A 13,284-nucleotide genomic window follows, 5' to 3' on the forward strand; every position below is an offset into this window, starting at 1 on the left:
GCCTTAATGTTTCTGGCTGTAAAACGCCTGGAATATGGCTTTTTTATGCCGATTTGATCCGACTTGGTCAACACACCACGGCTGTAAGCTCATCTTTTGATCTTTTTAAATTTTAGTTATTACCCCATATTATGAAAAAACAGAAGCATGTAAATGCCGCCACGCCCTGGCAAAGACTGGTGCGGATGCTGCATTACGAACGTACAACCATTAACTACATTTTTATTTACGCCATACTAATTGGCCTTATTGGATTAACGCTGCCGTTGGGCACAACCGCCGTGTTCAACCTACTCTCAAACGGAGCTATGTACAGCTCAACTTATATATTGATAGCCGTTGTGCTGATAGGTGTTGTGATAGGCGGCTCGCTTTTAATAGGGCAGCTTACTTTGGTGGAGTTCCTGGAACAGAAGATCTTCACCAAAGCTTCGATGGAATTTGCTTACCGCCTCCCACGCATAAAAAAAGAAGAACTTCATGGCGAGCACCCGCCCGAACTGGTTAACCGCTTTTTTGATATCCTCACTATACAAAAGGGACTTACCAAGCTACTGGTTGATATTGTAGCTGCAGCGGTGCAGATATTTTTTAGTGCCATTTTGCTTTCGTTTTATCACCCGGTATTCATGGCTGTGGGCTTGTTGGCCCTAATCTCCATCGCTGTGATCATTCTGCTTTACTACAGGCAGGGCGTGGAAACCAGTATTGACGAGTCTGGCCATAAGTACGAACTGGTGGCGCACCTGGAGGAGGTTGCCGGCGACCTGGATAAATATCGCGGTAACCAGGAAAAGATGGACGAGATTGTTAAAACTACAGACGAGATAACCTCTAAATATCTTGGCGCCCGTAACGACCACTTCGGCATCCTGAAAAAGATGTTTGTTGGCTCGGTAGTGTTGCGTACAGTATTAATGGGCGGTTTGCTTTTACTGGGATCTTTCTTTGTAGTTGAGCGCGAAATGACCTTCGGGCAGTTTGTAGCAGCCGAAGTGATCGTAGTACAGATCAGCTACGCTGTAGAAAAATTATTAACCAACATGAATACTGTTTTTGATATGGTAACCGGCAGTGAAAAGCTGGCCGTGGTGACTGATCTTGAATTGGAGGGAGCAAAATAACATGGCAAAATTATCACAGAACGGCTTGCACAATCAGCATATGGAAGATCTGGCCGTGCAATCAACAGATACATTGATCAACGTGAATGGTCCGCGCAGGTTAGGTCGCATTATCGCGATATGCCTTGGGCTTTTCCTTATTATATTGATGTTGCCCTGGCGGCAAACCATACCAGGCAAGGGAACTGTAACGGCGTTACGCCCTGAAGATCGACCACAAACGGTTCAGAACCAGATTGGAGGCCGTATTGAGCGCTGGGCAGTGCGCGAGGGGCAGGAGGTTAAAAAAGGTGATACGATATTGGTGATCTCAGAAACCAGTCAATCATACTTTGACCCTGAATTGCCGGATCGCTTAGATGAGCAACTGGAAGCAAAAAAAGGCAGCGAAACGGCTGCATCACAAAAAATGGATGCTACAACCGCGCAGATCAAAGCGATGACCAACGGTTTGCGTTTTCAATTGTCGGCAGCAGAGAATAAAGTGCAGCAATCGGCCAACTATGTAAAAATGGATAGTGCAGATCTGGTTGCAGTTCAAAATTATTATGAAACCACCAAGGCACGTTTAGCCCGTTACGAATCAGGTTATAAAAATGGCCTGTTCTCCTTAACTGATATTGAAACCCGCAGGTTGAAACTGCAGGAAGATAACGCAAAGGTTATAGGTCAGCAAAATAAACTCAATAACTCAAAACAGGCTTTGCTTAACGCGCGGATCGATCTGGATAACATTAACGCCAAATACCAGGAATCGGTAGCTAAAGCGCAATCAGATATGAGTTCGGCAATTTCAAGCCGGGCTACAGTACGCGGCGAGATAGCCAAGCTACGTAACGATATCTCGAACATAGCCATACGCAGGGGCCTGTATATTGTACGTGCGCCACAGGATGGCTTTGTTGTGAAAACACTAAAAGCCGGTATTGGCGAAAATATTAAAGAAGGCGAATCAATAGCCACGTTGCAACCTAAAAACCCAATGGTTGCTGCAGAATTATATGTAAACGCGATGGATGTGCCGCTGATATTGGATACCAGCGATGTGAGGTTGCAATTTGAAGGTTGGCCTTCGGTGCAGTTTTCGGGCTGGCCATCGGTAGCTGTGGGTACGTTCGCGGGCAAAGTTTGGGCTATTGATAGGGTGAGCAGTAAAGGCGGCAAGTACCGTTTGCTGATAAAACAGGATCAGCCGTTGCCTAATAATGATGAGCCATGGCCAGTACAACTACGCCAGGGTTCGGGTGTTTATGGTCGTATAATTTTACGTTCGGTACCGCTATGGTATGAGATCTGGCGACAATTAAACGGTTTCCCGCCGAGCCTTGAAAAAGAACCTTCGGATAAAGAAACTGATGGTAAGAAAGGATAAACAATGAACATCAAAATAAAAAGATATTTAATAACCTTGCTATGCGCCCTAACGCTATACATAGCAGGTGCTTCCGCGCAAACGGGGCAGGTGGCTAACAACAATGGCGTGTTTGCCCTTGCCGATCTGGAAGAGATAGTTTTTAAAAATCACCCCATAGTAAAACAGGCCGCCTTATTAAGTGAAGCCGCTAAAGCAAACGTGCTGCAGTCGCTGGGGTATTTTGACCCTGCGCTTAAGGCATCATTTGCCCGTAAAGTATTTGGCGGAACAGAATACTATAACAACTGGGGCGGCGAACTGAAAGTGCCTTTGTATGTGGCCGGTGCCGATTTAAAAGTTGGCTACGAGCGTAATGTAGGGACTTATACTGCTCCGGAAACACGTACGGGCACCAACGGCCTTTCGGCAATAGGGATCAGCATTCCACTGGGGCAGGGCTTATTGATCGATGCGCGGCGCAGCACACTTTGGCAGGCCAAAGCTATGGTTAGCTATGCAGAGGCTGATAAGATCAAGCAGATAAACGCCGTTTGGTACGGTGCCGTTAAAGATTACTGGAATTGGTATTATACTTACCGCGAGTATATGCTGATAAAAGAAGGTGTTGAGCTTGCAAACAAAAGGTTTAAAGCCGTAAGCAGGCAAACATTAATGGGAGATAAGCCACCTATCGATTCTGTAGAGGCGGCAATCACGGTGCAGGACAGGCAACTGCAATTGGAAAAAAGTACGATAGAGGTGCAAAACGCCCTGTTGGTACTATCAAACCATTTATGGAATGAAGAAGGCCAGCCGCTGGAGTTGCCCCAAAACGCGGAGCCGCAGATGGTTAGTGAACGTATTACATTGCCTGGAAATATGGTGCTCGATACCTTGCTTGGCAATGCCCGCCAGCAACACCCCGAACTGGTTAAACTACGGGCCAAAGGCACCCAGCTTGATATTGAACGCCGTTACCGGATAGAGGCCATGAAACCGAAGATCAACATCAGCGGTGCCCTTGTATCATCGCGCCGGGATTTTAATTCGTACGTGCCGGATTATTATGATTTTAAATGGAATAACTACAAGGTAGGCCTTGAATTTGCTTTCCCGTTATTTTTGAGGGCCGAACGAGGTAAACTTAGAGAGGTAAAGATCAAGCAGCAACAGGTTAATTACGATCTGCAGCAATCTGGCAGGGAAATAGGCAATAATATTATGGCCTCATACAATAGCCTTACCGCCTATAGATCGCAGTTGGGAGTGCAGGTACAAAGTATCGATAACCAGCAGGCGTTACTTACCGGCGAATTGCAAAAATTTGACCTGGGCGAAAGTACTTTGTTTTTGATCAACAGCCGCGAAAGTAAACTGATTGATATGAAGATAAAGCGCGAAAGCCTGATATCGGGTTATCAGAAAACACTTGCCGAGCTTTATTACAAAGCTGGTACAAGACAAAATCAGGGTAATTTGTAATGTATTAAAAGGATTGATAGATTGATAATCTCAAACTCGTCATTGAGGTACGAAGCAATCGCACGCTGGCAGGTCCGCCCTGTATAGTTCGCGATTGCTTCGTACCTCGCAATTGACGAGTTTTTTTATTTATACAGGATGAATTAAATTGGGATTGTTTAAATAAAAAGAAAAAACCTTGCAACTAATTAAATAGTAACGGCGTCTTATCATTATCAAAGCCTGATCCATATGCTGAAAAATTACTTAAAGATCACCTGGCGTAACCTTTTGCGTCAAAAAACATTTTCTCTCATCAATATTCTTGGGTTAACCATTGGTATGGCCAGCGCCGCGCTAATCTTGCTATGGATCCAGAACGAATTGAGTTTTGACCAGTTTCACGAAAAAGGGGACAGGATCTATTCTGTTTATAACCGATCCAAATTTGACGGGAAGCTGTGGTGCTGGGAAACTACGCCTAAAATTATGGGCAGGGTGATGAAACAGGAGTTACCGCAAATGGAAGGCGTAGCACGGGTTACCAATGCCAATTTTCTGTTCACCATTGGTGATAAGCGGCTAACTGCAAGCGGTGATTTTACCGATCCGGATTTCCTTTCAATGTTTAGTTTCCCATTGATCAGCGGGGACAAAAAAACGGCTTTGAACGAGTTGCACAACATTGTGATAACCGAAAAATTTTCGAAAAAGCTTTTTGGAGAGGGAAACGCTTTAGGTAAAACTGTTAAGATAGATAGTAACGCCTATTTTAAAGTTACCGGCGTAATGAAAGATCTGCCGAATAATACCCGCTTTGATTTTGAGTACCTGTTACCATGGCAGTACCTAAAAAAAATAGGCCAGGACGATGAATACTGGGGCAATAATTCCATTCAAACTTTTGTGCTTTTAAAACCCGGTGTGACAGAAGCTAATGCCGATGCCGCGGTAGAGAATTTTACTAAAAACCACTCTGATACAAAAGATATTTTCCAGTTTTTGCACCCGGCAACCAAATGGCGGCTGTACTCGAATTTTGAAAATGGAAAAATAACAGGTGGTAAAATTGAACGGGTTAGGGTGTTTTCGCTTATCGCGTTACTCATCCTGGTCATCGCCTGTATCAATTTCATGAATTTAAGTACGGCCAGGAGCGAAAGGCGTGCAAGGGAGGTGGGCATCCGCAAAACCGTCGGCGCGTTAAGGGGCTCATTGATCTGGCAGTTTTTGGGCGAATCTGTTTTGATAGCTGCTATAGCGGGTGTTTTTGCCATCATAGCTGTGCAGATCAGTATGTCGGGGTTCAATCAGCTTACTTTGAAGCAACTATACGTACCGTATAGCAATCCATATTTTTGGCTGATAGCACTTGGTTTTATCATTATAACAGGTGTTATATCCGGTAGCTACCCGGCATTGTATTTATCTTCTTTCAGGCCTGTTGCTGTGTTAAAAGGCACTTTTAAGGCTGCAAATGCTTTGGTCACGCCGCGTAAATTGTTGGTAGTTGTTCAATTTACTTTTGCTGTGGTGCTTATTATTTGCACCATCGTTATCCGCCAGCAGTTACAATATGCCCAGGATAGGGATACCGGTTACAAAAAAGATAACCTGGTTTACAGTTTCATGTCGGGCGATATCGATAAGCATTATAAAGCCATCAAAGACGAACTGCTTTCAAGTGGGGCCGCAAGCTCTGTATCCAAAACAAATTCGCCCATAACACAAAGATATAGCGATAGCTGGGGCTTTAACTGGCCGGGTTCAACTCCTAAAAACAAAGTGGATTTTATCATCTACAGTTCTGATGGCAGCCTGATCAAAACCATGGGGCTTAAATTGGTAGCCGGACGGGATATCGATCCTATTAACTATCCTACAGACTCGACTGCAATGTTATTGAACGAGGCCTCGGTTAAGATCATGAACCTTAAAGATCCTGTTGGTAAAACAGTTACACAGGGCGAAGGTAAAGATGCCAAAGCCTGGCATATTGTGGGCGTTATTAAAGATTTTATCATCAGCTCGCCTTACGAACCTGTACAACATATGCTGATACAAGGGCCAAGCTCATGGTTTAATATTATCCACTATAAACTCAATAACGCTAATACGGTTAAAGAAAACCTGCGCCGTGCTGAAGCTGTATTCAAAAAATACAACCCCGAATATCCGTTTGAATATACTTTTGTTGATCAGGAATATGCTAAAAAGTTTGGTGATGAGCAAAGGATAGGCACGCTGGCCAGTTTGTTTGCCGGCTTGACTATAGTGATATCATGCCTCGGATTGTTTGGCCTCGCCGCTTATATGGCCCAAAACCGGATCAAAGAAATAGGCATCAGAAAAGTGCTTGGCGCATCGGTTACAAATGTGACCACGCTGCTGTCCAAAGATTTTCTGAAACTGGTTGCCTTATCGTTTTGCATTGCCGCACCAATTGCATGGTATGTAATGTTCCAGTGGTTAAAAGGGTATAGCTATCGAATCAGCATTAATGTTTGGGTGTTTGTAATTGCTGCCGCGTTAACATTGCTTATATCTGTTTTAACGGTAAGCTACCAGGCTATCAAGGCTGCATTGACCAACCCGGTTAAAAGTTTGAAAGGGGAGTAATCTTTCATAACCAATAAGTAAGCTGTAATTCAGCACATATACAGAGTTCCAAAACACATTCAAAATTAGCGGAAAGGGCTGCATCACAATAAATGGTGCAGCCCTTTTTTTATCGCCCGTTTTTAAATTTTGTAATAATAAAATCACTTTATTTAAATAAACTATAATGTCTATGGATTTAATAGTGTATTTGTTATCTTAGCAGCGGATAGCTTGCAGTGTATAGTAAAGAAATTCAATAAAACTTTTATGATGTGCGAACTTGTTGGGAGATACCCCGGATTTCATAAGATAGAGATCATTGCCGAATTGGAAACGCCGGTAAGAAAAGGGGCCGCGCTTAGGGCCGTAAGGGATGGCGATGAGGGAAATGGTGCGCGGTTCAAACGGTTTATCCCTCAATCGTCTTATACCCCAAATTCGGTACTCATCCGGAAGCTATCCGAAAATTTGATGGTTGTGAGTTTTTACAGTAATGCCTGGCTTAATTACGGCTTAAAATACCTTAAGGAGGTTAATCAGCTTCAATACGCTGTCGGCGCGCTGGGCGGGCAACTTACCCTGGTTGAACAGAGCGAACCGAATGAAGGTTCCGGTTTAAATATTGGAGGTTATGATTTGAATTTGCATTTCTATTTTGATCCGATGGATCTTTTTGCAGATAGGTTCAGGATCTATCCCAAAAACTTTAATAGCGAAGATGCCAGCACAAGTGAGGAAAGCAATATTACAAGATTGGCTAACTATATCATCACTAACTTTTATAAAGCGGCCTCTTCGCTTATGGATATCAGGCCTGTTCAAGCCATACAGCATGCGGAATTACGATATGCTTAATAAAGCAGAATTTAAATAGAAGTAGATGAAAAAACTTAAACTTATAGCAATATTCTTATTCTTTAGTACGGCTTTGCTGGCACAGGAGAAGCCCCTCACCATCGAAAACTACTATAAGCTGAAATGGGGGCACGCCGAAGAATTTATCGCGCTTTGGAAAAAGAACCATTATCCGCTGCTTAAAAAACTACAGGAAAAAGGCGATATCTTAAGCATCAAAGCCGAAGCGCCCATACTGCATAGCGGCGAAGATACCCGCTGGGATTCTAAAGTGACACTCACTTTTAAAACAGAGCACCTCGCGCTTGATTACAGCATTGTTGATCCTTATAAAAAACAACTCTTTCCGGATCAGGAAAGCTACAACAAAGCCGAGCAGCTACGCTTTGAACTGGTTATTTCCCATTGGGATGTCCCTGTAGAAACCATACCATTAAACTAACTGATAAAATGAAAAATAAATTATACGCGCTTGCTCTTTGCTATCTTCCTATTGCAGTTACTACCGCTAAAGCCCAAACTTTTATTGCCGAAGGTGCATGGCGTGGTGTTTTCCATCAGCCTAATGGCACCGAAGTCCCTTTTAATTTTGAAGTAAAGGGAAAAACCGCCGCCAAGGCCAAAGTTTACCTTGTGAACGGCCCCGAACATTTTGCTACCAGTGGCGTAAGCCAAAAAGGAGATTCGCTGTTTATTGCCTTCGATCAGTTTGATAACGAACTGGCGTTGCAGATAAACGATAAAAAGCTGAGCGGTGTACTGCGCAAAAAAGACCTTTCGGGTCGCGCTATTCCGGTAGAGGCTACTTTTGGCGAAAACTACAGATTTGTAAATAACGGAGAGAAGCCCGCCGGAGATATTTCCAGTAAGTACGATGCTGTATTTAAAGGCCGGAATGGAACGGATGAAAAGAAGGTAGGCATATTTAAACAGGAAGGCATTAAATTAACGGCAACCTTTTTAAGTATCACCGGAGATTCGCGCTACCTGGAAGGTATAGTACAGGGGAATAAATTTTATTTATCGTCTTTCATCGGCAGCGGGGCTTCTTATTATACAGGTACTTTTGATAGCTCCGGAAAAATTATCGGCACAGCTAACGGTAGTTCATTTACGGCCACAAAAAATCCCGATGCAGCTTTGCCCGATCCATATAAATTGACTTACCTTAAAGAGGGCTATAAAACTTTCGATTTTACATTACCGGATGCCGATGGTAACAAGGTTTCTTTAAAGGATGATAAGTTTAAAAACAAAGTAGTTATCTTAACCATCGGCGGTACCTGGTGCCCTAACTGTATTGACGAGGCCGGGTTTGTAGCTCCATGGTATCAGAGAAATAAGAGCCGCCGTGTAGAGGTGGTAGGCGTGCAATTTGAGCGCAAAGCCGATCCCGTTTATGTGAAAAACGCTATGGATAATTTTAAAAAGCGTTTCAATATCACTTACACGGAAGTATTCGGTGGCCTGGCCGATAAAAAAGCCGTAGCCGAATCGTTCCCTGCGTTGAACACCTTTTTATCGTTCCCTACTATTATTTTTATCGATAAAAAAGGAAACGTAGATAAGATCTATACAGGCTTCACCGGCCCGGCTACAGGAACTTATTATACCCAGTTTATTAAAGAATTTAACGAAGAGGTTGATCAGTTGCTGAAAAAGGATGCTATTTAATTGAGTAGCGAATAAAAAGACCTTTAGGTACAAGCCGTCATTGCGAGGCACGAAGCAATCGCGAACTATACAGGGCGGACTTGCCTATGTGCGATTGCTTCGTGCCTCGCAATGACGATAATTTGTTCTTTTTCAATCAGTAAACTCCATAAAATTAATTCACCACCACATCATATTCCTTATTATGAAACATTTATTCAAATTTTTTAGTCTTGTTTTTTTCTCAGCGTTCAGCTACATGGCCGTAGCTCAAAATAAGATCGTTGTTTTTCAGTCGGATTTTGGGTTGAAGGATGGCGCGGTATCTGCCATGAAAGGCGTGGCCAACGGCGTATCGCCCGATCTGAAATTGTATGACCTTACTCACGAAATACCTGCCTACAATATCTGGGAGGCATCATATCGCTTGTTCCAAACTGTAAATTACTGGCCGGCAGGTACCGTATTTGTTTCGGTTGTTGATCCTGGCGTTGGCACGGCCCGCAAATCGGTAGTGCTAAAAACTAATACAGGCCAGTTTATTGTAACACCCGATAATGGTACGCTAACGCTGGTTGCCGAAGCCTTTGGCATAGCCGAGGTGAGGCAGATAGATGAAGCTATTAACCGCCGTAAGGATTCGGGCAAATCATACACCTTTCATGGACGTGATGTTTATGCTTACACCGCTGCCCGTTTAGCCGCAGGAGTGATCAGCTTTGAACAGGTTGGCCCCGCGTTGCCTAAAGAAGTGGTAAATATCCCATATCAAAAAGCAGTGCTTGAAAACGGAAAGCTGAAAGGCACCATCGCTATTCTTGATGTGCAATACGGCAACATCTGGACAAACATTGGCGATGACCTGGTTAAACAGCTCAACCCGTCTTATGGCGACGCTTTACATCTTGTTATTTACCACAATGGTAAAAAAGCTTATGAAGGAGATGCTCCTTACAGCCAAACTTTTGGCGCGGTAGCAAAAGGGCAACCCTTAAGCTACCTGAACAGCCTGCTGCAATTATCTTTCGCGCTTAACCAGGCCAGCTTTGCCGATGTTCATAAAATAGCAAGCGGCAGCAACTGGAGTGTTGAGGTAACATTGGCCTCTAAAAAATAAAGTTTAAACCATTACCGGGTATCCAACGCCCGGTAACGGCTTTTAAATAGTTTTTTACCGATACTTTATTCTATCCTTATGACAAAAAAACTTACACTCGTTATTCTGCTTTTCCTGTTCATCAATTCACTTGCCAACGCCCAGGATAAAATAATTACCGGCCACATTACTGATAATACAGGTAAACCCGTTAACGGGGCAACAATTATTGCCCAGCCATCGGGCAGGGGCACGGCCAGTACTGCTGATGGTTCGTTCCGTTTAGCGGCTGCCAACACCGATAAAACCATAAAAATTACGCTTCTGGGTTATGAAGCCTATGTGCAAGCCATAACAGCTTCCCATAAATTTGATATTGCCTTGCAGCCATCATCTGGTAATGTATTGAATGAGGTGGTTTTGGTTGGTACCCGTAGTGCAGGCCGCACCCGTTTAAATACCACCGCACCGGTTGATGTATTTGATATCGCGAAACTTCAGCAGCAAACACCTCAAAATGATTTGAACCAGTTGCTGCAGTACGCCTCGCCATCGTTTAACTCCAACAGGCAATCATCCTCAGATGGTACCGAGCATATCGACCCTGCAAGTATCCGCGGCCTTGGGCCAGATCAGTTGTTGGTACTCATCAACGGTAAACGCAGACATACCACATCCTTGGTAAATAACCAGGGAACTATCGGCAACGGTTCAGTCGGTACCGATCTGAACGCTATCCCGGCCTCGGCAATTGAACGGATCGAGGTGCTGCGTGATGGCGCTTCGGCGCAGTATGGATCAGATGCTATCGCGGGTGTGGTAAACATCGTGCTCAAAAAAAATACAAACAGCCTGTTCGCATCTGCAACTGGTGGAGCAAGTTCAAAAGGCGATGGTACGTTAGGGCAACTTAACCTCAACTACGGTACCGCCTTAGGCAAAAACGGTGGTTATTTCAACATTACCGGCGAAGGTTACATTCGCGATCGTACAACCCGCGCGCAAAACAACAACCTCATTATTTTCGATCAATCGGCATTGAACAACTTCTTCGCTTATGATTTTGCGGATGATCCGGCAGCTTCGCGCAAGTACGATGACGATATGCTGAAACAGAAAGGTTTGAGCCGGGATAAATTTAACTTTCAGATAGGGGATGCGAAGATCAAAAATATTGGTTCATTCTTTAACCTGAGCCTTCCTTTCAGCGATGGTAAAGGGGAATTTTATGCCTTTGGCGGATACAGCTATCGTCAGGGTGAGGGCTATGGCTTCCGCCGTTTACCAAGTGATTATACCGTAAATGTTTATAGTATTTTTCCGGATGGCTATCAGCCTAATACCACATCGCACATTAGTGATAGGTCGATAGCTTTTGGCTTTAAGCACGCGCTGGGCAGTTGGAAGGCCGACCTGAGCAATACGCTGGGCGATAACCGTTTTGATTATTTTGTAAACAACACCGTAAATGCCTCGCTTGAGGATAAATCGCCAACCAGCTTCAAAGCAGGCGGTCACGAGTTTTTGCAAAATACAACCAACTTTGATATCAGTCGTAAATTTGATGCATTGCAAGGATTGAACCTCGCTTTTGGGGCCGAGTTCAGGGTTGATAAATACCAGATCCGTGCAGGCGAGGAGGCTTCGTGGAAAAACTACGCGCTGGTAACTGCTTCGGATGGTACTGTTTCAAACCCATCGGGTTTAGCTGGTGGTTCGCAATCATTTCCCGGTTTTTCACCGCAGAACGCTGTAGATAAAAGCCGTAACAATACCGGTGTTTATGCCGATGCAGAACTGGATGTAACATCAAAATGGCTCATCAGCGGCGCTATCCGTTTTGAGCATTATAGTGATTTTGGCTCGGCGCTAAGCGGGAAATTTGCAACCCGTTATAAAGTGGTCAGCGGTTTTAACCTGAGGGGCGCTGTAAGTAATGGCTTCCGCGCACCATCATTACAGCAGCAATATTTTAGCTATGTAAGTACAGATATCCTGCCCAATAATACTTTAGGTGCATCTGGCTTTTTTACAAATGGCAGTGCTGTAGCTAAGGCATTGGGCATCCCTAAATTAAAACAAGAGAAATCGGTTAATTATAGTTTTGGGTTTACTGCTCAGCCTGTAAAAGATCTGAATATTTCTGCAGATAGCTATTTGATCAATATTAAAGACAGGATTGTACTTACAGGCAGTTTCGGCTTCGACCCGGATGGCAACCCAGTGCAATCAATTCAGGATATCATTAACCCGTTGGGAGCAAGCTCCGCACGTTTTTTTAGTAATGCTGTTGATACCCGAACCAAAGGCATTGATGTAGTGGCTGATTATACTATTCGCAGCGGCGATAGCAGATTCAACGCTTCGTTGGGCTTTAATATCAATACCAATAAAATAACCGGCATTCATGTGCCAAACCAACTAAAAGGGCAGGAGCGCATCTTCTTTTCGCCCAATGATAGTACCCTGATCACCAAAGGGACCCCGCATACCAAAACCAATTTATCACTAACCTATAGTTATAAAAAGTTCAGTGTATTGCTGCGTAATGTTTACTTCGGCGCGGTTGATCGTAATAACTTCCCATTTGGCGAGGAGCAGCAATTTAAAGGCAAAGTAGTTACCGATATTTCTTTTAGCTACACGGTTAATCCGCTTACGTTAACTGTTGGTGCCAACAATCTTTTCAATATCTATCCGGATAAGCAGATCTATGATAATAGTTACTTCGGCGTATTTAAATACGCGCCTGTACAAATGGGCACTTTAGGCTCGTTCTTTTTCGGAAGGTTGACACTCAATCTCCCTACATCAAAGTGAAAAAAAGAAATTTGAGGTTTCGATATTTATTAGGTGGAATAATTATTAAATACTTACTCATTCGTTAATTAATTTTTGTATATTGCAATTATGATGACCGAACCGAAACTAATATTCTTTTTTGATCTTAATCATAGTATTTTTTGTCCATGTTGTCCTGAAACAGATTAGAGAAGGCTTATGGATCTTATCCGAACTACATAATGATATGGCCTTTTCCACCGGAAGAGGCCATTTTTTTTACCTATATACAAACCTTTTAAATCCTATCCTATGAAATAACCCCCTCAAAAAGATGTAAATCCGGTCAGATCGGGTGG

The 13,284-nt window shown here is 43.6% G+C and carries 9 protein-coding genes; all 9 read left to right on the forward strand.

The window, feature by feature from the left end; all coding sequences use genetic code 11:
- Positions 1-131: 131 nt before the first annotated feature.
- Positions 132-1,124 (forward strand): ABC transporter transmembrane domain-containing protein, encoded by a 993-nt coding sequence (locus AAFN85_RS25395; protein WP_347530616.1) that lies wholly within the window; start codon positions 132-134, stop codon positions 1,122-1,124.
- Between the two features lies 1 nt (position 1,125).
- On the forward strand, positions 1,126-2,496 hold the full coding sequence (locus AAFN85_RS25400; RefSeq protein ID WP_347530617.1) for an HlyD family efflux transporter periplasmic adaptor subunit: 1,371 nt from the start codon (positions 1,126-1,128) through the stop codon (positions 2,494-2,496).
- Positions 2,497-2,499: 3 nt separating this feature from the next.
- Positions 2,500-3,960: a TolC family protein gene (locus tag AAFN85_RS25405; RefSeq protein WP_347530618.1), complete on the forward strand. Its 1,461-nt coding sequence runs from the start codon at positions 2,500-2,502 to the stop codon at positions 3,958-3,960.
- Positions 3,961-4,191: 231 nt separating this feature from the next.
- Positions 4,192-6,558, forward strand: coding sequence for an ABC transporter permease (locus tag AAFN85_RS25410; protein ID WP_347530619.1), 2,367 nt, complete (start codon positions 4,192-4,194; stop codon positions 6,556-6,558).
- Between the two features lie 249 nt (positions 6,559-6,807).
- Positions 6,808-7,395: a hypothetical protein gene (locus AAFN85_RS25415; protein WP_347530620.1), complete on the forward strand. Its 588-nt coding sequence runs from the start codon at positions 6,808-6,810 to the stop codon at positions 7,393-7,395.
- Between the two features lie 25 nt (positions 7,396-7,420).
- Entirely contained in the window at positions 7,421-7,837 is a 417-nt protein-coding gene (locus AAFN85_RS25420) for a hypothetical protein (RefSeq protein ID WP_347530621.1), read from the forward strand.
- 8 nt (positions 7,838-7,845) lie between these two features.
- On the forward strand, positions 7,846-9,069 hold the full coding sequence (locus AAFN85_RS25425) for a TlpA disulfide reductase family protein (protein WP_347530622.1): 1,224 nt from the start codon (positions 7,846-7,848) through the stop codon (positions 9,067-9,069).
- A gap of 184 nt (positions 9,070-9,253) precedes the next feature.
- Complete coding sequence (locus tag AAFN85_RS25430) at positions 9,254-10,165, forward strand: S-adenosyl-l-methionine hydroxide adenosyltransferase family protein (RefSeq protein ID WP_347530624.1); 912 nt, start codon at positions 9,254-9,256, stop codon at positions 10,163-10,165.
- Positions 10,166-10,243: 78 nt separating this feature from the next.
- Entirely contained in the window at positions 10,244-12,964 is a 2,721-nt protein-coding gene (locus AAFN85_RS25435) for a TonB-dependent receptor (RefSeq protein WP_347530625.1), read from the forward strand.
- Positions 12,965-13,284: the final 320 nt, after the last annotated feature.

The organism is Mucilaginibacter sp. CAU 1740 (assembly GCF_039839285.1).
GTDB lineage: Bacteria > Bacteroidota > Bacteroidia > Sphingobacteriales > Sphingobacteriaceae > Mucilaginibacter.

Coding starts and splice junctions, on each gene's coding strand:
- AAFN85_RS25425 (WP_347530622.1), top strand. CDS start 7,846: ATGAAAAATAAATTATACGCGCTTGCTCTTTGCTATCTTCCTATTGCA.
- AAFN85_RS25435 (WP_347530625.1), top strand. CDS start 10,244: ATGACAAAAAAACTTACACTCGTTATTCTGCTTTTCCTGTTCATCAAT.
- AAFN85_RS25420 (WP_347530621.1), top strand. CDS start 7,421: ATGAAAAAACTTAAACTTATAGCAATATTCTTATTCTTTAGTACGGCT.
- AAFN85_RS25395 (WP_347530616.1), top strand. CDS start 132: ATGAAAAAACAGAAGCATGTAAATGCCGCCACGCCCTGGCAAAGACTG.
- AAFN85_RS25415 (WP_347530620.1), top strand. CDS start 6,808: ATGATGTGCGAACTTGTTGGGAGATACCCCGGATTTCATAAGATAGAG.
- AAFN85_RS25430 (WP_347530624.1), top strand. CDS start 9,254: ATGAAACATTTATTCAAATTTTTTAGTCTTGTTTTTTTCTCAGCGTTC.
- AAFN85_RS25405 (WP_347530618.1), top strand. CDS start 2,500: ATGAACATCAAAATAAAAAGATATTTAATAACCTTGCTATGCGCCCTA.
- AAFN85_RS25410 (WP_347530619.1), top strand. CDS start 4,192: ATGCTGAAAAATTACTTAAAGATCACCTGGCGTAACCTTTTGCGTCAA.
- AAFN85_RS25400 (WP_347530617.1), top strand. CDS start 1,126: ATGGCAAAATTATCACAGAACGGCTTGCACAATCAGCATATGGAAGAT.